Source organism: Pseudomonas sp. NC02, assembly GCF_002874965.1.
Taxonomy (GTDB): domain Bacteria; phylum Pseudomonadota; class Gammaproteobacteria; order Pseudomonadales; family Pseudomonadaceae; genus Aquipseudomonas.
Genome location: NZ_CP025624.1, coordinates 2,801,591 through 2,821,645, shown reverse-complemented (window position 1 = coordinate 2,821,645; position 20,055 = coordinate 2,801,591). Strand labels below are relative to the sequence as shown.

At 63.2% G+C, this 20,055-nt stretch carries 17 protein-coding genes; 11 read left to right on the top strand and 6 right to left on the bottom strand.

From position 1 onward, the window contains the following. Positions 1 to 16 precede the first annotated feature (16 nt). Positions 17 to 2,074, bottom strand: coding sequence for a methyl-accepting chemotaxis protein (locus C0058_RS13330; RefSeq protein ID WP_102368783.1), 2,058 nt, complete (start codon positions 2,072 to 2,074; stop codon positions 17 to 19). A 581-nt stretch (positions 2,075 to 2,655) separates the two neighbouring features. Beyond that, positions 2,656 to 3,063, bottom strand: coding sequence for a VOC family protein (locus C0058_RS13320; RefSeq protein WP_102368782.1), 408 nt, complete (start codon positions 3,061 to 3,063; stop codon positions 2,656 to 2,658). Between the two features lie 215 nt (positions 3,064 to 3,278). Between C0058_RS13320 and C0058_RS13315 the strand changes: the two genes are divergently transcribed. The 7 genes from C0058_RS13315 (at position 3,279) to msrA (ending at position 10,020) form a co-directional block, all read left to right on the top strand. Next, complete coding sequence (locus C0058_RS13315) at positions 3,279 to 4,244, top strand: amino acid ABC transporter permease (RefSeq protein WP_087693732.1); 966 nt, start codon at positions 3,279 to 3,281, stop codon at positions 4,242 to 4,244. A gap of 15 nt (positions 4,245 to 4,259) precedes the next feature. Then, positions 4,260 to 5,024, top strand: a complete 765-nt coding sequence (locus C0058_RS13310; RefSeq protein ID WP_023658742.1) for an amino acid ABC transporter ATP-binding protein — start codon at positions 4,260 to 4,262, stop codon at positions 5,022 to 5,024. 74 nt (positions 5,025 to 5,098) lie between these two features. Further along, complete coding sequence (locus tag C0058_RS13305) at positions 5,099 to 5,938, top strand: transporter substrate-binding domain-containing protein (protein WP_003215621.1); 840 nt, start codon at positions 5,099 to 5,101, stop codon at positions 5,936 to 5,938. A gap of 83 nt (positions 5,939 to 6,021) precedes the next feature. Further along, positions 6,022 to 7,329, top strand: coding sequence for an FAD-binding oxidoreductase (locus tag C0058_RS13300; RefSeq protein ID WP_008434708.1), 1,308 nt, complete (start codon positions 6,022 to 6,024; stop codon positions 7,327 to 7,329). Between the two features lie 27 nt (positions 7,330 to 7,356). Then, the gene (locus C0058_RS13295; RefSeq protein WP_003215617.1) at positions 7,357 to 7,827 is read left to right on the top strand and encodes an Lrp/AsnC family transcriptional regulator; all 471 of its coding nucleotides are present in this window, start codon (positions 7,357 to 7,359) and stop codon (positions 7,825 to 7,827) included. Positions 7,828 to 8,029: 202 nt separating this feature from the next. Continuing rightward, positions 8,030 to 9,517 carry an MFS transporter gene (locus tag C0058_RS13290; protein ID WP_003215615.1) on the top strand — a complete coding sequence of 496 codons (1,488 nt, stop codon included), beginning with the start codon at positions 8,030 to 8,032 and terminating at the stop codon, positions 9,515 to 9,517. Continuing rightward, a complete protein-coding gene (gene msrA / locus C0058_RS13285) occupies positions 9,514 to 10,020 on the top strand; it encodes a peptide-methionine (S)-S-oxide reductase MsrA (RefSeq protein ID WP_003215613.1) in 507 nt (168 codons plus the stop codon). Before C0058_RS13290 ends, msrA begins: the two co-directional genes overlap by 4 nt. 139 nt (positions 10,021 to 10,159) lie before the next feature. Here the strand turns inward: msrA and C0058_RS13280 are convergent, their stop codons facing one another. The 4 genes from C0058_RS13280 to C0058_RS13265 form a co-directional block, all read right to left on the bottom strand. Further along, positions 10,160 to 11,503: a cytochrome c gene (locus C0058_RS13280; RefSeq protein ID WP_003215611.1), complete on the bottom strand. Its 1,344-nt coding sequence runs from the start codon at positions 11,501 to 11,503 to the stop codon at positions 10,160 to 10,162. Positions 11,504 to 11,520: 17 nt separating this feature from the next. Beyond that, the gene (locus C0058_RS13275) at positions 11,521 to 13,773 is read right to left on the bottom strand and encodes a molybdopterin cofactor-binding domain-containing protein (protein WP_102368781.1); all 2,253 of its coding nucleotides are present in this window, start codon (positions 13,771 to 13,773) and stop codon (positions 11,521 to 11,523) included. Then, positions 13,773 to 14,228 carry a (2Fe-2S)-binding protein gene (locus tag C0058_RS13270; RefSeq protein WP_008434715.1) on the bottom strand — a complete coding sequence of 152 codons (456 nt, stop codon included), beginning with the start codon at positions 14,226 to 14,228 and terminating at the stop codon, positions 13,773 to 13,775. The genes C0058_RS13275 and C0058_RS13270 overlap by 1 nt, the downstream gene beginning before the upstream one ends. A 250-nt stretch (positions 14,229 to 14,478) precedes the next feature. Then, positions 14,479 to 15,372: a LysR family transcriptional regulator gene (locus C0058_RS13265; RefSeq protein ID WP_102368780.1), complete on the bottom strand. Its 894-nt coding sequence runs from the start codon at positions 15,370 to 15,372 to the stop codon at positions 14,479 to 14,481. A 94-nt stretch (positions 15,373 to 15,466) separates the two neighbouring features. Here C0058_RS13265 and C0058_RS13260 point away from each other — a divergent pair, with 94 nt between their 5' ends. From C0058_RS13260 to C0058_RS13245, 4 genes are all read left to right on the top strand, one after another. Beyond that, positions 15,467 to 16,651, top strand: coding sequence for an MFS transporter (locus tag C0058_RS13260; RefSeq protein ID WP_102368779.1), 1,185 nt, complete (start codon positions 15,467 to 15,469; stop codon positions 16,649 to 16,651). A gap of 184 nt (positions 16,652 to 16,835) precedes the next feature. Further along, complete coding sequence (locus C0058_RS13255) at positions 16,836 to 17,357, top strand: helix-turn-helix domain-containing protein (RefSeq protein WP_102368778.1); 522 nt, start codon at positions 16,836 to 16,838, stop codon at positions 17,355 to 17,357. A gap of 22 nt (positions 17,358 to 17,379) precedes the next feature. Beyond that, positions 17,380 to 18,489, top strand: coding sequence for an HlyD family secretion protein (locus C0058_RS13250; RefSeq protein ID WP_087694676.1), 1,110 nt, complete (start codon positions 17,380 to 17,382; stop codon positions 18,487 to 18,489). Further along, positions 18,486 to 20,051 (top strand): DHA2 family efflux MFS transporter permease subunit, encoded by a 1,566-nt coding sequence (locus C0058_RS13245; RefSeq protein WP_102368777.1) that lies wholly within the window; start codon positions 18,486 to 18,488, stop codon positions 20,049 to 20,051. Before C0058_RS13250 ends, C0058_RS13245 begins: the two co-directional genes overlap by 4 nt. Positions 20,052 to 20,055 lie beyond the last annotated feature (4 nt).

Below are 20,055 nucleotides of genomic sequence, written 5' to 3'. Positions count from 1 at the left end.
CGCTGTAGGCCGCCCCTCAACCCAGCTGGAACCGCGCCGTGTTGTCGCTCAACGCCCGGCTGCCCTTGCTCAACCTATCCGCCGCCTGGTTCACCGCCCGCGCGCCGTCGAGCAAGCGCCCGGCGGCCTGGTCAACCTGCTGGATATTGCCGCTCACTTCATCCGCCGTCGCTGCCTGTTCCTCAACCGCCGTGGCGATCTGCGCCAGGGTGTCAGTGACGCTCTGCACCGCGCTGGCGATCTCCCCCAGGCGATGGCCCAGGCCCGTGACGGACTCGGCATCGGTCACCGCCTGCTCACAGGCCACGCCCATCAGGGTGACCGCCTGGCTCACCGTCGCGCGCAAACTGTCGACCGTGCCGGCGATCTGCGCCGTGGAGGCCTGGGTCCGTTGCGACAGGCTGCGCACCTCATCGGCTACCACCGCAAATCCCCGCCCCTGTTCACCAGCCCGCGCAGCCTCGATGGCAGCGTTCAGCGCCAGCAGGTTGGTCTGCTCGGCGATACCCCGAATGGTGTCAACCACCGACTGGATCTGCTGGCCCTGCTGGCTGACGCGCTCCAATGCATCGGAGGTGTCGGTCAAGCGCTGGTTGAGTTGCTGGATACTCGCGGTGGTGCGCTGGCTGTCGCGGCTGCTGTCTTCGGCAATCTGCCGGGTTTTCTGCGCGCTGCCGGAGGCCTGCTCGCAGCTCTTGGCGACGCCCATGGAGGTCGCGGCCAACTGTGTGGCGGCCGCTGCAATCTGGCTGATCTGCTGTTGCTGGTCTTCCACTTCGGTCAGCGTGCTGCCCGATTGCGAATTGAGTGTCAGCACCGCAGAGCCCAACTGCTGCGTCTCGTGATTGACCCCCAGCAGGCTGGTGCGCAACTGCACCACCGCCACGTTGAGCGCCGTGCTGATGGCCGCCAGTTCATCGCGCCCTTCCACCGCCACTTCAACGCACAGATTACCGTCACGCAGGGATTCGGCCAGGGTGGTGATGCCGCTGGCACTGCGGCGAATCGATGCCTGCAAGCACACGAACAGGTACAGGGCTGCCAGCGCCAGCACGCTGAACGTCACCGCCACCGGAATGAATTGCTTGAGCGAGCTGTCGCGGTAGTAACCCAAGCGCGCGTCCAGCGAGGTCAGCGACTGTTTACGCAACGCGCCGAGGGTACCAAGCATGCCATCCACACTGCGTTCGAAGCCGGTGGTATCGAGCTTGATGGTGCCGCCGAACACGCCTTCGTCCAGGGTCTTCAGTTCGTTGTCCAGCAGTTGCAAGCTGTCGTCGTATTGCGCGATCCAGGTTTGCAGCCCCGGGTATTGCTTGGCCTTGAGGGATGCGGCGGCCTTGACCAACTGGTCCCTTGCATCGCCGATGCGACCGCGCAAATCACGCATCTGCAAACGGCTTTGCAGGGTGAACTGCCCCGATGCGATGGATGACTGCCCGACGCTCGCCATACGCCCGATACGCTCGATCAGGTCGGGGGTTTGCTGGGTGGAAATCTGCATCAGCAAATAGGTTTCAAGCCACGGATCGAGGATCAACCCGGTGTCCATGGTGATCTGTTCGCGCAGGGTTTGCATCGCGCTCAGCGCAGACGTGAAGCGGTCATAACCATCCGGCCACCAGCCCACGGTGCGCAGGGATTGGGAATCCATGCCCGTGACCGAGGCTTGCAATGCCTCAAAACGTGCAAGGGTATCCGGGCGGGCGTTCTGGGCTTTGAGGGCCTCGCCCAGGGCCTGCACGCTTTGCAGGATCATCGGGAAATTGGTATCGACCGCAGTCATGGCCGCCTTGGCCGCGGGTGTCTGGTCGTGGAGGATGTCGGCGGCTTTCCAGCGCGCCGCCAGGTTGCGCTGGGCGGTCAGTTGGGCGTCCAGGGCATCCAGCGCCAACAGTTCGCGCACCCCGGATTGCTCATTGGAAATCACCGTCAGCTTGGTGCGGTACTCCTGCGCGATCATCCACAGGCTGCCTGCCAGGGGCAGCATGAACAGGAAAAACAGGATCTGGAACTTGCGCGCGAATCCAAAACGTCCGAGCAGGCGGATACCTGGCGACAACACACTTTGCATGTCCGACTACTCCTAGAACCACTCGCCTCAACAGCGAATCAAGCTTTGAAATGATTGACGGCAAAATGCCATGTCATTGATTAAGCTGGCTCTAGCAAGAAACGGACCGCTGTTGTCGGGCCCGCTGGATAGGCGGGACGTCGTGCAAAACACGCTGTACCGTGCGCGAAAATGGGGCGAAAGCACTCAGCGCAGGTGGCAGAACGGTAACCGTCTGACCAATACCGCAAGCGTGAGGGCAGCCGACAACCTGTGGCGAGGGAGCTTGCTCCCTCGCCACGGGGTGAGTGCTTGCTGAATCAGGAGTGCCAATGGACGGCGCGCCCGGAATTTCGGCGGAGAGCGGGATTTACTTTCTGGGTTTGCCGAACCTGGTGAATCTTTTGCTGTGGGGAAATTGATGCAGCTCGGACTCACATGGCAGACGTTGGCGACGGGTCCTCACAAAACGTGTTGAGAGGGTGCTTCGGGTCGACGCTCTTCGGAATGTACGTTCCAGAAAGGCATCGGAAACAAACTGCTGCGTAGCGTCCTGGCCTATGCGAAATCCCAGCCTCAGCTTTTGCTCGTTCAACTCACCCTCACCGAGGGTAATTTGCTTGTGGATCATGGCAGCACACGCACAGCTTGTTGCCATCAGTATCTCGAAAATACGCGCCGTAATAATCGGGGTGGTAGTGAGGCCTTAATCCAGGCTCTCCTTCACATATCCCGCCGAGCGCCAACGCCGCTGTATAACTTCTTCTAACCGCTTCCCGACTGGGTGCAAGTAGCCCCACCATCTGCCCATTCCCAGGTGCACTCGGTTTGCCATCAAATGGCGCCCCAATGACGAAGATCGGGCGAGGTTCGGTTTCAGCCACCCAACCGGCCCACGGTTTATCCGCATCGCAAAATTTCAACCTGAGGCCCAACTCAGCCATCACCTTCGAATAGAAAGCAAAAGCCCGATCAAAATCACCTGTACCTAAAAACACATGGGAAATCATGGCGGCTACCTTGGGGCGATGAATGCCCATGAGTCTTGCGCGAAATGATTGCTGGCGAAAGCTTGATGACTCCGCCCGGCATATGTACGGCTCCCATCCCCTCATACGCCAATGAAAACCGCAAATCCCAACAATCCGCAGGGTGCCGCCCGGCATTTCGTCAACCCATAATGGGCTTACAACAATAAAGGGGCTCACCCCGGGGCGCGTAAGCCATGTACAGAGACCATATCGTCAAGACCCGCATGACGGACAGCGCGGTATTCATGGGCGCGGTGGCCGTGGTGATTTTCATCATCACGCTCGCCTGCGGCGTCGGTGATGGCCGCCTCTCCCACTTGATGGGCCCCATCGTTCTCGATCTGAAGGCACCACTGGCACGAGATATTGCAGTGGGCGGCACGTTCACCCTGACGGTGGTGCTGAACCTGTTCATCCTTGGCCGCTTTCCCTTGCGCGCGCAGATCATCACGGTCTGGTGCGAGTTGCTGGTGCTGTTCCTGTTGTTCTTCGACACCTTCAACCTTTCCTACAGTTTCATCGCGACCAAAATCGGCTTCATGATCACCCAGGGGGTGTTCACCACCGTCTACGTGTCGGCGATTTCGATTGCGATTGCGTTCGTCCTGGCGCTGCTGGGCGCCACCGCGCGCTTGTCTTCCAACGGCTTCGCGATTGCGATTGCGAGCTTCTACACCTCGTTTTTCCGCGGCGTTCCGCTGCTGATCCAGATCTATCTGATTTACCTGGGCATCCCTCAACTGGGCTATGTCGTCGGAGCGGTTCCAGCCGGGATCCTGGCGCTCTCGCTGTGTTATGGCGCCTACATGACGGAGATCTTCCGCGCCGGTATCAGCAGCATCTCGCGGGGCCAGTGGGAAGCCTCGCGGGCGATTGGCCTGAACCCGTTCCAGACGATGACCCGGGTGATTCTCCCGCAGTCCATGCGCTTGATCATTCCGCCAACGGGCAACCAGTTCATCTCGATGCTCAAGGACAGTTCGCTGGTGTCGGTGATCGGCGTCTGGGAGCTGATGTTCCTGGCACGAACCCAGGGACGCGCCGAGTTCCGGCACCTGGAAATGCTGATCACCGCCGCCGTGCTGTATTGGCTGCTGTCGATCGTGCTGGAAACCGTCCAGGCCCGCCTGGAAAAGCACTTCAACCGCGCCCATCGCTGAACCAGGAGCATGACGATGAATCAGCCCTCAATAGTCCCTGCTCCATACCCTGCAATATCGATCCAGGACATGCATAAATGGTATGGCGATTTTTATGTGCTCAAGGGCATCGACCTGCACATTGCCAGCGGTGAAATCGTGGTGGTCTGCGGGCCGTCGGGCTCCGGCAAGTCCACGTTGATTCGCTGCCTGAACCTGCTGGAAGACTTCCAGAAAGGCCACGTGTTCATCGAGGGCACCGAGTTGACCCGTGATGCCGCCTGCGTGGCGGGCATAAGGCGCCAGGTCGGCATGGTGTTCCAGCAGTTCAACCTGTTCCCGCATATGACGGTGCTGGAGAACCTCATGGTGGGACCGCGTCTGGTGAGCAAGCTCAGCGAGCCCCAGGCCCGCGAACTGGCCTATGAATACCTGGATCGGGTGCGCATCGGGAACCAGGCCGACAAATACCCCAGCCAGCTCTCGGGCGGCCAGCAGCAGCGCGTCGCCATTGCCCGGGCCTTGTGCATGCGCCCGCGCATCATGCTGTTCGACGAGCCCACGTCGGCCCTTGACCCCGAGATGGTCAAGGAAGTGCTGGACGTGATGGGCGAACTGGCCCAGGACGGCATCACCATGGTCTGCGTCACCCACGAGATGGGATTCGCCCGGCGGGTGGCCGACCGGATCATCTTCATGGACCAGGGCTGCATCATCGAGCAAGCCAAACCCACCGAGTTTTTTGACAACCCGCAGCACGAGCGTGCCCGGGAATTCCTGTCGCAGATTCTCAGCCACTGAGCAGCACCGTCGAACCTTGCGAAGTCACCGATAAAAACAACAGGCACCGCACTCAAGATACTGGAGGCTTACCCATGATCTCGTTCACTCGCTTCTTCACCGCAGCCGCTGTCGCCACCGCCCTCACCAGCCTCACAGGCGCGGCCTGGGCGGGCTCGACCCTCGACCGCATCCATGAAACCAAGGTGATCAAGGTGGCCACGTCGGCCAACTGGCCACCGCAATCGTTCCTGGGCCCGGACAATAAGCTGCAAGGCTTCGATATCGACGTCGCCAGCGAAATCGGCAAACGCCTGGGCAGCAAAGTCGACTTCGTGACGCCCGAATACGGGATCATCACCGCCGGGCGCTGGTCGAGCCGCTGGGACCTGTCGGTCGGCTCCATGACGCCTACCACCGAGCGCACCCGGGTGCTCGACTTCCCCGCGATCTACTACTACACGCCGTATGTATTCGCGGTGCACAAGGACGCGGCCGAGACCAAAGTGGCGGACCTGAACGGCAAGATCATCGGCGTCGAAGCCGGTACGACTTCGGAGGACTATATCAACCGCCGCCTGAAGATCGACGCCGCCGATGTGCCGCCGTTCACTTACGAAGTCACCCCCGGCGAGGTTCGCACGTACGGCGACAGCATGGGCCCGCTGGATGACCTGCGCATGGGAGACGGGGTGCGCCTGAACGCAACCCTGTCCGCCCTGCCCACCATCGTCGCCGCCGTCAAGAATGGCTACCCCATCGTCAGGGTGGAAGGCAAACCCGCCTACTACGAACCCCTGGCCATCGCCGTGGACAAGGGCGATGAGGCGTTCAACAGCGCGCTGACCAAGATCGTCGCCGACATGAAAGCCGATGGCACGCTCAAGCAATTGTCAGAGAAATGGTACGGCGCCGACCTCACCCAGGTGCAGTAAAAACCCTCACAGGCCGTACAGGCGCCCCGTCCCCGATGCGGCGCGCTGTATGCCTGCGCCGCGAAAAAAGGACGACCGACTTCATGTACACCTATAACAACAATTACTACACCGCCACGATGCGCGACACGACTGAACGCCAGGCGCTGTGTGGCAACGCCCGGGCCGATGTGTGCGTGATCGGCGCCGGGCTGGCGGGGCTGAGCACGGCGTGGGAGCTGGTCTCCCGCGGGCAGTCGGTGGTGCTGCTGGATGCCGGTCGCGTGGCCTGGGGAGCGTCGGGGCGCAACGGTGGCTTCGTGCTCCAGGGCTGGTCCGAAGGGTTGGCCGCCATCGAGCGACGCTGCGGCAAACCGACGGCCGCCGCGCTGTTCAAACTGTCGCTTGAAGGCGTCGAGATTGTTCGGGGCATGATCGCCCATCATCAGTTGCCCGGCTGCACGCCAACCCCGGGAAAACTGAGTGTGGTGCGCTACGAAGATGGCGACAACCTGCAGCGCGTGCGGGACAAAATGGCCGCGGATTTCGACTTTCACCTCGACTACCTGGATCGCCAGGCGGTGCGCGAAAAGCTCAAGACCGAGCGGTATTTCCAGGCGCTGCGCGACAACCATGGCTTTCACTTCCACCCCTTGAACTATTGCCTCGGCCTGGCCCGACTGATCGAGCAAAGTGGTGGCAAAATCCATGAACGCTCGCCCATGACCGCCGTCGAAAGCCGCAACGGGCGACACCGGGTCATCACCGATCAGGGCACTGTCGATTGTGCCCACGTGGTGTACTGCTGCGGCGGCTATGGGGGGCCTGAGTTCGGCAAATTACGCCGCGCCTTCCTGCCGATCGCGACCTATGCAGTGCTGACCGAGCACCTGGGCGATCGCCTGGCCGAGGCGGTCTGTACCTCCGATGCCGTGGGCGATAACCGCCGGGCCTCGGACTATTACCGCATCGTCGAGGGCGACCGCCTGCTCTGGGGCGGCCGCATTACCACGCGCAACCTGCAGGATGAGAAACGCCTGGGGCAATTGCTGACGCAGGATATCCTCGACGTTTATCCGCAATTGCGCGGCATCAGGATCGACAAGGCCTGGTCCGGGTTGATGGGTTATGCGCGGCACAAGATGCCGCACATTGGCCCGCTGGGGCAGGGATTGTGGGCGTGTACATCATTTGGTGGCCATGGTATGAACACCGCGCCGATCGGCGCACGCGTCATCGCCGAGGCGATCTGCGGCGAAACCGATCGCTACCGCCTGTTCGATGCCTACGGCCTGGAATGGAATGGCGGCCCCCTGGGCCCGGCGGCCGCACAAACGGTTTACGCCGGCCTGAAAATGATGGATATGTTTCAGGAAAAGCGCTCGCAACACAGGGCGACTCATAAAAACTGAACCCCAGCGAGGGTCAAGGACGTGTCCATGGATACGCAGAATCCCGGTCCACTGTTTAACCTCACCGACAAGGACAGGCAATTGCTTGGCCTGCTGCAAGCCAACGCACGCGAACCCACCGCGTCATTGGCCCGCAAGCTCGGGGTCTCGCGCTCTGCGGTGCAGGAGCGGATTACCCGCCTGGAAAAGGCCGGCGTCATCACCGGCTACAGCGTGCGCATCGACCAGGACCGGCTTCAGCAGACGGTGACCTGCTTTACCATGACCTCCTGCACCAACAAGAGCTACACCGATGTGATGACCTCGCTGCGCAGGATGGAAGCGGTGCAGGCCGTTTACGCGGTCTCGGGAGAGTCCGATTTCATCATTCACCTGGCCACCGCCACCCTGAGCGAACTCAATGCCGAGCTCATCAGGATCAACATGATCAAAGGGGTGGCGCACACCGCTTCGCATATCGTGATGGAAACCAAGTTCAGCCGGAAACTGATGGTGTGAAGTGCTGCCGGCCGTGGGAAACGGCGCGCCTCACGCTCCCCCCTCGGCTGCCATAGGAACTCAGCCACCTGACAAGTCATTCCTTGCAAAATAATTCGCCTCAACGCAATATTAAAAGCAATTGCTTGGTTAATTACCTCAAGCCTGACGCTTATGCCCTTCGCCGGCTTCCATACCGCGAACGCATTACAAGGAATCGTTGATGCAAACCCAAGACAGCAGTTGGGGCGAGTTGCTTAGCGGCAAGAACGCCACCCGCTCCATTGCCCTTTCAGGCGGCATCGCGCTGTATGCCACCAACACCTACATCGCCACCACCATCCTGCCGTCGGTGGTGGCCGAAATCGGCGGCCTGGCGCTTTATGCGTGGAGCACCACACTGTACGTGGTGGCCTCGATCCTCGGTTCCGCCCTCACCTCCAAGCTGTTGCAACGCACCGGTCCACGGCTGGCGTATGCGCTGGCCACACTGGTGTTCATGGTAGGCGTACTGATCTGTGCCCTGGCGCCGAACATGCCGGTGATGCTCGCCGGGCGCTCCATCCAGGGACTGGGCGGCGGGGTCTTGCTGGCCCTGTGTTACTCGATGATCCAACTGGTGTTCGAAGAGCGCCTGTGGCCGCGCGCAATGGCACTGGTGTCGGGGATGTGGGGCGTGGCGACGCTCGTCGGGCCGGCGGTGGGTGGCGTGTTTGCCGAGATGGACGCGTGGCGCCTGGCCTTCGGCTCGATGGTGCCGGTGAGCCTGGCGTACATGGTACTCACCAGCCGCGCCCTGCCCCCGCGCGACACCACGGCGACCGCCACCGCCCGTTTGCCGGTGCCGCAACTGGTGCTGCTGGCGGGCGCGGTGCTGGCGGTGTGTGCCGGCAGCGTCTCGGCGCTGCCGAGCTGGAACCTGTTGGGTATCGCCACCTGCGTCGTGCTGGTGGTGCTGTTGATCCGCAAGGAGTCCAGCGCTACCGTGCGTCTTTTGCCCCGGGATGCATTGAAGTTCAGCACCCCGCTCTGCGCGCTTTATGCGACCACCTGCCTGTTGGTGATCGGCATGAGCAGCGAGATCTTCATGCCGTACTTTCTGCAGCACTTACATGGCCAGTCGCCGCTGATCGCCGGTTACATGGCCGCGCTGATGGCGGCCGGCTGGACGGTCTCGGAAATCATCAGCTCCGGCTGGACCGGCCGCGGTCCACATCGCGCCATCATCGCGGGGCCATTGTTTATCGTGGCGGGCTTGATGATGCTGGCGATCACTACGCCCATCGCCAGCCAGGGCGAATGGACATTGCTGGCCCCTATCTGCCTGGGGCTGTTCCTGGTGGGGTTCGGCATCGGCCTGGGTTGGCCGCACCTGCTGACGCGCATCCTGCAAGTGGCTTCGGAACAGGACAAGGACACGGCCGCTTCGTCGATCACCACCCTGCAACTGTTCGCCATGGCCATGGGCGCGGCGCTGGCGGGGGTGATCTCGAACATGGCGGGCATCAATGAAGTGGCGGGCAATGGCGGCATCGCCCATGCCGCGCGCTGGCTGTTCGCGCTGTTTACCCTGGCACCCGTGTTGGCGCTGTTGATGGCGCTGCGGGCAACGCGGACGAAGCCGATCGAAGGCGCGCCCCTCGACCTTGGAATCGTCCAACCTGCCCCCATAACTAGCGAGGTATCCAACAAGGGGAAGCACAGACCATGACCAACCCGACCGAAACCGCCCTGCTCGCCGGCGGCTGCTTCTGGGGCATGCAAGACCTGCTGCGCCGCTACCCCGGCGTGCTGCACACGCGGGTCGGCTACACCGGCGGCGATGTGCCGAATGCCACGTATCGCAACCACGGCAACCATGCCGAAGCCATCGAGATCGTCTTCGACCCGACGGTGATCACTTACCGGCAGATCCTCGAGTTCTTTTTCCAGATCCACGACCCCAGCACGCCCAACCGCCAGGGCAACGACTTGGGCCCCAGCTACCGTTCGGCGATTTATTACCTGAGCGAACAGCAACGCGACATCGCTGAAGACACCGCTGCCGACGTCGACGCCTCAAAACTGTGGCCGGGCCGTGTCGTCACCGAGATCGAACCGGCGGGGCCGTTCTGGGAGGCGGAGCCGGAGCATCAGGATTACCTGGAGCGGATTCCGAATGGCTATACCTGCCACTTCATCCGACCCAACTGGAAGCTGCCGAAACGCGGTTGAAAATGTGGGAGCGGGCTTGCTCGCGAAGGCGGTGTGTCAGTCAGCAAGTTCTTCACTGACCCACCGCTTTCGCGAGCAAGCCCGCTCCCACATAAAGCAGTTCCTACACAAAGCGCCTCCCTCACAAGGCGCATTTCCCTCAGCGCATTTGCAGAATGATCGGGCTGCTGCTCGCCGGGCCCGTGTGCTCACGCAACTTGCCCACCGCCTTGGCATCCACCGCCCCACCCTGATTGCCCCAGGTGCCGCGCACAAACGTCAGCACTTCAGCAATCTCCTGGTCCGACAACTGCTCACGGAACGCCGGCATGCGATAAGCGTCCGCCACATTGGCCGCCACTACGCGCTGCGAGCCATTGAGGGTGATGTTGATCGCCGAGGCGTCCTCCTTGGCCAGTGCGGAGGTGGCGCCGGCCAGCGGCGGCATCCAGTCCGGTTGCCCTTTGCCTTCCAGCCCGTGGCACGAGGCGCAGCGGGTCACATAGGTATGCGCACCCGGCGCATCCAGGCGTTGCGCAGCCGACACCGCCTGATACTGCCAGGCCGCACCGTCGCGCTGCTCGTCGCCCGGCAATGACCGCAGATAGCGCGCAATCGCCGCCAGGTCATCGTCGCTCATGAACTGCGTGGAGTTGTTGAACGCCTCGGTCATCGAGCCATAAACCACCGCATGTTTGTTGCGACCGGTCTTGAGGAACTGCACCACTTCCGGCTCGCTCCAGCGCCCCAGGCCGGTGTTGGGATCATCCCGCAGGCTCGGTGCGTACCAGCCGTCGAGCAAGCCACCGGCCAGGTACGGCTTGCCACTTTCATCCAGTGCCTTCTCGTTGAAGGCCAGGCCCCGTGGCGTGTGGCAACTGCCGCAATGCCCCGGGCCCTGCACGATGTAGGCCCCCCGGTTCCACAGTTCATCCTTCCCGGCCTTCGCGACATATGGCTTGCTGTCGGTAAACACGCCATTCCACAGCGCGATCGGCCACCGCATATTCAATGGCCACGGGATCGAACTCTTGATATTGGCCTGCTGCACCGGCGCCACGCCCTTCATGAAGAACGCGTATAGGGCGCGCACATCATCGTCGCTGAGCTTGGCGTAGGACGGATACGGCATCGCCGGATACAGGCGGCGCCCACCCGGCGCGACACCCTGGCGCACCGCGCGGTCGAAGTCGGCGAGGCTGTAGCTGCCAATGCCGGTTTCCGGGTCTGGCGTGACGTTGGTGGCGTGGATCGCCCCCAGCGGCGTGGCCATTTCCAGGCCACCGGCAAAGGGCTTGCCGTTGGGCACGCTGTGGCACGCCACACAGTCGCTGAGCCGGGCGACATACTCGCCTCGGGCGACCAGCGCCGGGTCCGTGGCGACGGGCTCGGCCCCCAACGGCGAGACAGGCTCGCGGGTGACATACCAGGCCAGCAGGCCTGCGGCGACCAGGCACGGCAGCGCCAGCCAGCCAACGGTTCTTGCGAATCGACGGTTGTTCATAAGTGCTCAGGCCCCGGTCAGGTGAAGGAGTGGCGGCTTAACGGCATGCTGCGAACGCGCTGCCCGGTCAACGCCGCGACGGCGTTGGCCACGGCAGGCGCCACGGCGGGCAGCGGCGGTTCGCCAATACCGCCCATTTTTTCCCCGCTCTCGATCACGCGCACGTGCACCCGGGCCATCCGCGAAGGCGGCAGCACCGGGTACAAATCGTAGTTACGCGCCCGAGGCAAGCCGTCCACATACACCGCTTCCTCCAACAGCACCTGGGACAAGCCCAGCGACACCGCCCCATTCACCTGCGCCTCGACAATCGCCGGGTTGACGATGCTGCCCGGGTCGATTGCCTGCCAGATGTCGTGCACCTTGACCTGGCCGTTCTCGATCGACACCTCGGCAATCACCGCCGTCTGGGTGCCGAACGGTGACGCCATCGCCACCCCGCGTGCGCGCTTGCTGCCGTCTTCGGCAACAAACGGTCCACGTTTCCAGCCACCCGACAACTCGCCCACCGCCTTCAGCAGGGTGGTCAGCCGCTGGTTATCCCGCAACAGATGCAGGCGCAACTCGAACGGGTCCTTGCCCCCTTTGTCGGCCAGTTCATCCAGGAAAGATTCGTAGAAAAAGTCATTCAGCGAATTGCCCACCGAACGCCAGTAGCCCAGCATCACCGGGCCCTTCACATAGATCTGTGCGATACGCTTGTTGGGAATCGCATAGGACTTGCCGGACAGTCCCTCAAGGGCCGTCGGGTCGAGCTTCTCGCCCTGCTTGCCCGCCAGGGCCTCGGTTGGCCCCTCCGTGGCACTCACCGCTTCAATCGCCACCGGCCAGCCGTCGCTGTCCAGCGCCCCACGGAAATTCACCGCTGCGACCGGGCGCAGCACATCCCGCAGGAATTCTTCTTCGCGGCTCCAGATCAACTTCACCGGGCGCCCCACCGCCTTGGCCAACTCGATGGCCTGCGGGTAAGGACTGGCCGAGTCATACAGGAAGTGCCGCCCGAAAAAACCACCCAACAACGGCGAATGCAGGGTAATCCGCTCCGGGGCCAGGCCGGTGCGCTTGGCGATATCGGCCAGGAACATGTCCTGCGCCTGATTCGGCAGCCAGATCTCCAGCGAACCGTCAGGGTTGAAGCGCGCCAGCGCCGAAGGCGGCTCCAACTGGGCATGGTGCAGGTACTGGTTGTGGTAAGTGGCCTCGACCCTGGTCTTGGCATTGGCCAGCGTGCCGGCCACGTCGCCCTCGTTCTCATCATCACGGGCCGGGCCGGTTTCTGCGGCCAGACGCTTGAAATGCTCGTCGCTGGAAAAGTCCTTCGGCATCCCGCGCACCTTGGAATCAGCCGTCGGCTCCAGCCAGTCGACCTGAATCGACTCCACCGCACGCTTGGCATGCCACCAACGCTCGGCCACCACCGCCACCGCACCGGGCAGGCGATGCACCGAATGCACGCCCGGCATGGCCTTGACCTGGTCTTCGTTGCGCAGGCTGCCCACGGTCATGCCGAGCCGGGGCGCATGCTGCACGGCGGCATGGAGCATGCCGTCGACCTTCATATCAATGCTGTACAGCGCCTTGCCGGTGGACTTGTCATACGCATCGAGGCGCTTCACCGGCTTGCCGATCCAACGGAACTGGCTTGGGTCGCGCAGCTTCACACTGGCCACATCCGGTACCGGCAGGTCCATCGCCCGCCCGGCCAACTCGCCATACGCAAGGGAACGCCCGGACGCCGCGTGTACCACCTTGCCCGGCTCGGTCGACAGCTCGCTCACCGGTACCTTCAGCGCCTGCGCCCCGGCCTCCAGCAACATGGCCCGGGCCAGCGCACCCAGCCGGCGCATCGTGGGGTAACTCATCCGCACCGACATACTGCCGCCGGTGATGCGCATGCCGTTCTCCATCACCACAAAGGCTTCACCGGGCGGGGCACACTCAACCAGGAACGTGGCCGGGTCGGCGTCCAACTCCTCGCCGACAATCTGCGCCATCGCGGTGAACGTGCCCTGGCCGCCTTCGATAAACGGGCTGAGCAAACGAATCGTGTTGTCCGGGCGAATCTCCAGGAAGGCCGGCACCTGCGTACCGCGTTCGGCCGTGGCCGCGGCGGTGGCCGCCTGCACTCGGCCAGACCCCAGCGGCAGGCCAAAACCGATCACCAGCGCGCCCACGGCCGTACTGGCCAGGAAGCGACGGCGGGACAGGTTCACCGGGTCAGTCAGCGCCGCGACCAAGGGCAGCGCAGTGGGATCAATGCGAATGTTCATCAGGCCTCTCCCTTCTGCGCAAGGTCATGCACGGCGGCATGAATGGCGTTATAGGTGCCACAGCGACAGAGGTTGACCATGGCGGCCTCGATCTGCGCATCACTGGGCTTGGGCGTGTGCTTGAGCAGCGCGGTGGCCGCCATTACCTGGCCGGATTGGCAGTAGCCGCATTGGGCGACCTGGTATTCCACCCAGGTGGCAACGACCCGCTTGCCGACGTCATCGGACTCGATGGCTTCGATGGTGGTGATTTCTCGGCCGACCACGCCGGAAACGGGCGTGACGCAGGAACGCACGACATTGCCGTCCACAAGCACCGAACACGCACCGCATTGCGCCAGGCCGCAGCCGTATTTGGTGCCGGTCATGTCCAGGTTGTCGCGGATGACCCAGAGCAAGGGCGTGTCGGGTTCGGCGTCGACTTGGTGGGTCTGCTGGTTAATTCGTAATTCCATGGCTCACCCGCTGATCATCGGTTGGTGTTGCATTTTTTAGTATTTTTAGACGGCAAGACGGGGCCTCGCCGCTGGGCATCGATGGCCCGTCTGGTTCGCGCGCGCGTGGTTTGACTAGTCTAGCGGGCGATGGGAATGACTTTAGACCCTGGTTCATCAAGGCGCTATGCAGGGGTGGGCAAGATCGCAGGATTAGGCAAGTATTCAAGAGGATTGCGTCAGGAGGAGCGGCCTGTGGTGTCAGTGGCGGTCACGCCGGGTGGTGTTCCACCAGAAAGTCGACAAATGCCCTGACCCGCGCAGGCATCGCCGCGCCGCCGACGAACACCGCGTGAATCGGCTCCTGGTCTCCGGGGTTGTACGCTTCAAGCAACGGCACCAGATCACCGCTGGCCAGGTCATCTGCCACGCTGAATGCGCCAATGCGCGCGATGCCGGCACCCAGCTTGGCCAACTGGGACAATACCTCCCCGCTGTTACCCTCGATCGTACCCGACACCTGCAGCGAAAAATCGCGCCCGTCCACGCGAAACGGCCAGTCGGGCGCTGCCCGGCGGAAGTTGAAACGCAGGCAGTTGTGGTTGAGCAAATCCTGCGGCACCTGCGGTGTGCCATGACGCGCCAGGTAGTCCGGGGAAGCGACTATGACCTCGCCGATGGAGCCGATAAGGCGAGCGGTCAAGGGGCTGTCGGCCAATTGACCGAAGCGGATTGCAACGTCCGCTTGCCCGCCCAGGATATCCACCACCTCATCCTCCAGCCGCAACTCAACCACGATGGCCGGGTAGCGCGCGCTGAACGCGGCAACCAGCGGCACGATCGACAGCCGCCCGTGTGCGAGCGCCGCGCTGACCCTCAGCCGCCCCCGTGGCGCGCCCTGGTCGGTGATCGCATCCTCGACTTCGGCCATGTCCGCCAGGATCCGCCGGGCGCCGCGCAAATACGCTTCGCCTTCGGCCGTGAGCGTGATCGCCCGGGTGGTGCGCAGCAGCAGGCGGGTGCCTATGCGCCCCTCGATGCGGGTGATGATGCGGCTGATGGATGACGGCGTGAGGCCCAGCACCCGAGCCGCCCCCGAGAGACTGCCCTGCTCCGCGACCATGGAGAACACCGCCATCTCCCCCGACCGACCGCCTATGTCCACTTGTGATCTCCACGCAAAGCTGTAGTGCCCTGCCGAGGGCTACCGCCTGAAAAGTCGTGATTGTAGCATTTGATACAAAGATGAGGAGTCACCTATGCGTATCAACCCACCCCTTGTAGCACTGTCCATCGGCGCCTTCGGCATCGGGGTCACCGAGTTTGCCCCCATGGGCATGTTGCCCGGGATCGCCGCCGACCTCGGTGTTTCCATTCCCGCCGCCGGGCTGCTGGTCAGCGCCTATGCCATGGGCGTGCTGATCGGCGCCCCGATCATGACCCTCGCGACAGCCAGGGTGGCGCGCCGTTATCTGCTGGTGGGCCTGATGGCCATTTTCACCCTGGGTAATCTGCTGTCCGCCCTGGCCACCGACTACCAGACCCTGATGGTCGCCCGGTTGGTGACATCGCTGAATCACGGGGCATTCTTCGGCATCGGCTCCATCGTGGCAGCGAGTGTGGTGGCGCCCGACAAACGCGCGGGGGCCGTCGCCGCGATGTTCCTCGGGCTGACCCTGGCGACCATCGGTGGCGTGCCCCTGGCAACCTGGTTCGGCGAGAACTTCGGCTGGCGTACGGCGTTCTGGGGCATCAGCGGGCTCGGGGCGTTCGTGATGGTGGCCCTGTGGTGGGCGCTACCGAATACGCCCGCTCCAAAAGGGGCAAGCCTGATGGCCGAAATCCGCGTACTGGGCCGCGGGCCGGTACTGGCAGCGCTGGCGTTGACCGTGGTGGGGTCCAGCGCCATGTTCACGGTGTTTACCTATATCGCGCCGATTCTGCGGGATGTCACCCACGCCTCGACCAACTTCGTCACCGCAATGCTCGTGCTGTTCGGGATCGGCCTGACCCTCGGCAACGTCTGGGGCGGCAGGTCTGCGGACCGTTCGGTGGACCGCACCCTGATAACGTCGCTCGTGGTCCTGATTGCCGTGCTGCTGGCCTTCTCTGTGCTCATGCAATGGCCGCTGCCCGCCGCCTTGTCGATCCTGCTGTGGGGCGCCGCCAGCTTTGCGCTGGTACCTCCCTTGCAGATGCGCGTGATGGAAGCCGCCAAGGATGCACCCAACCTGGCCTCGGCGATGAACATCGGTGCGTTCAACTTCGGTAACGCCATTGGCGCGGCGCTGGGGGGAGCAGTGATCAACGCAGGGCTGGGCTACCCGGCCATTTCACTGGCTGGCGCGATCATGGCGGCCCTGGGTTTGCTGATGGTGCTGGGCCTCGGCTGGCGTTCGCGGCGCACAGGTTTACGTATCTGCCAGGAACCGGCGCAGGCATAAGGACAGCCGCGCTCACACGGCCCTCTACACCCTACCCTCTGAAAAGCCCCGAATCCCGGGGCTTTTTTGCGTCTGCCTGGCCGCCATCCATCGCTGCAAAAAATTTCAACTAGTGACTTTCATTATGAAATCCACTGTGCAATATTACTTGCGTAATATTTAGCAACAGTTCCCGGAGTCCCTCATGAAGAAAGCCAGCTTCCAACCCATGTCCTGCCCGGTCGCACGTGCCCTGGAGCACATCGGTGATGGTTGGAGCCTGTTGATCCTGCGTGATGCGTTCTACGGGCTGCGCCGTTTCGACGAGTTCCTGCAGAGCCTCGGGATCGCCTCGAACACCCTGACCCGCCGCCTGAATGCGTTGGTGGCCGGCGGCTTGCTGGAACGGCGCCCGTACCAGGACAACCCGCCGCGCCATGAGTACCACCTCACCGAAGCGGGCCGGGACTTGCGCCAGGTCATCCTCACGCTGATGGCCTGGGGCGCGCGGCATGCCGAGGGCTCGACCAAGGTGTTTCTCGCCGATGAGGCCACCGGGCGCCCGGTGGTGCTGGCGTTGATGGATGCCAACACCGGCAACCCCATCACCCGTGCGGGCCACCGCGTACATGTCAGCGCCGATGCCGAACCGCTGACCCTGTGGCGCGCACGAACCGGCCGGGCCTACGCCGAAAAAGACCAGTTGGTCAGCCCCTTCCCCCACTAATATTCAACGAGGTCATTTCGTCATGGACGCTCCAGTCAGCGCTGTGCCCGAACCCACCCAACCATCCCGGCGCAAACAGGTTTTACGCCTGGGGCTGCTGACCCTGGCCGTGGCGGGCGGCGTGTGGTACGCCAGTCACTGGTGGCTGGTCAGCCGGTTTATCGAAGACACCGACGACGCCTATGTCGGGGCGGATGTGACGGTGATCAGCGCCAAAGTGCCGGGCTACATCAGCGAAGTGACGGTGCAGGACAACCAGTTCGTACGGGCCGGCGACGTGCTGGCGCGCATTGATGTGCGCGACTACCGCACGGCCCTGGCCAAGGCCGACGGCGCCGTGGCCGCGCAACAGGCCTCGCTCGCCAACCTCGACGCCACCGAACAACTGCAACTGGCGGTGATCAACCAGGCCAAGGCACAGATCGACGCCACCGATGCCGAAGCACAACGGGCCGGCGACGATCAAACGCGTTACCAGAACCTGGTGCGCAGCCAGGCCGTATCGGTCGAAAGCGCACAGCGGGTCAGCGCCGTATGGAAGACCGCCCGCGCCGACCACTCCCGGGCACAGGCCGGGTTGATGGCGGCGCGCCGGCAAATCGACGTGATTGAAACCCAGCGCGACCAGGCCCGCGCAGCGCTGCAACAGGCCCAGGCCGAACGTGACCAGGCACAATTGAACATCAGCTACACCGAACTGCGGGCCCCAGTGGACGGCTACGTGGGCAATCGCCGCGCCCGGGTCGGTGCCTACGCCGCGGCCGGCAGCCAACTGATCTCGGTGGTGCCCGCGAAAGGATTGTGGGTGGATGCCAACTTCAAGGAAGACCAATTGGGGCGCCTGCAGGTCGGGCAAAGCGTGAGCATCCGCGCCGACATCCTCCCCGGCCGTGAATTCCACGGGCACATCGAGAGCCTGGCCCCTGCCACCGGGGCGCAATTCAGTGTGCTGCCGCCGGAAAACGCCACCGGCAACTTCACCAAGATCGTGCAGCGAGTGCCGGTGCGCGTGCGCCTCGACAGCAACGATGCCGACTTCGGCGCCCTGCGTCCGGGCCTGTCGGTGATGGCGAAGGTCAACACCGATGAGGCGTTCGAGGACCAGGCCAGCGCCCTCAAGGCCCAGCTATGAACAGCCCGTTGCCCGCCCTCAGCACCGCACAAAAAGTCGCGGCCTTCGCCACCATGTGCGTGGGCATGTTCATCGCCTTGATCGACATCCAGATCGTCTCCGCCTCCCTCAAGGACATCGGCGGCGGGTTGTCTGCCGGCGCGGACGATACGGCGTGGGTGCAGACCGCCTACCTGATCGCGGAAATCATCGTGATCCCCATGTCAGGCTGGCTCTCCCGGGTGATGAGCACGCGCTGGCTGTTCGCGGCGTCGGCGGCCGGGTTTACCTTGACCAGCCTGCTGTGCGCGATGGCCTGGAACATCCAGAGCATGATCGCGTTTCGCGCCTTGCAGGGGTTCCTGGGGGGCTCGATGATTCCGTTGGTGTTCACCACCGCGTTCATGTACTTCAACGGCAAGCAGCGGGTGATCGCCGCCTCCACCATCGGCGCCATCGCGTCCCTGGCCCCCACATTGGGCCCGGCCGTGGGCGGTTGGATCACCGACATCTCCTCCTGGCACTGGCTGTTCTACATCAACCTGCTGCCCGGCCTGTTCGTGACCTTTGCGGTGCCGATGCTGGTCAAGGTCGACCGCCCCAACCCGTCATTGCTCAAGGGCGCCGACTATATCGGCATGGCGTTGATGGCGGTGTTTCTCGGCTGCCTGGAATACACCCTTGAAGAGGGCCCGCGCTGGAACTGGTTCAGCGACAGCACCATCTCGACCACGGCCTGGATAGCCGCCATCAGCGGCGGGCTGTTTATCTGGCGCTGCCTGGAAATCAAGGAGCCGATCGTCGACCTGCGCGCGCTTCGGGACAGGAACTTCGCCTTGGGCTGCCTGTTTTCATTTATCACCGGCATCGGCATTTTCGCCACCATCTACCTCACGCCGCTGTTTCTCGGGCGGGTGCGCGGGTACGGCTCGCTGGATATCGGCCTGGCGGTGTTTTCCACGGGGGTGTTCCAGTTGCTGGCGATCCCGGTGTACGCCTTGCTGGCCAATCGTTTCGACCTGCGCTGGATTTTGATGTTCGGGTTGTCGTTATTCGCCCTGTCGATGTGGGACTTCTCCCCCATCACCCACGACTGGGGCGCCAAGGAGCTGCTGCTGCCCCAAGCCATACGCGGGTTTGCTCAACAAATGGCAGTGCCGCCGGTGGTCACCCTGACCCTCGGCGCACTGGCCCCCGACCGCCTGAAGCTCGCCTCGGGCCTGTTCAACCTGATGCGCAACCTCGGCGGCGCCATCGGCATCGCCGCCTGCGCCACGGTGCTCAATGACCGCACCAACCTGCACTTCTTGCGCCTGGCCGAGCACCTGAACATCCGCAACGAATCGATGAACGTCTGGCTTGACCAGCTTTCGGGGAATGCCCAGTTGCTGGGGCAAAACAGCCTGGATTCGAGCCAGTTCGCGCTGAGTCAGCTGTGGGCGCTGACCTGGCGCGAGGCGCAAACGCTGACCTATGCGGACGCATTCCTGATGATCATGGTGTGCTTCATCGTCGCGGTGCTGCTGGTGCCGTTGATGCGCAAGGTGCAGCCGCCGAAGCAGCCGTCTGCGGATGCGCATTGAATCG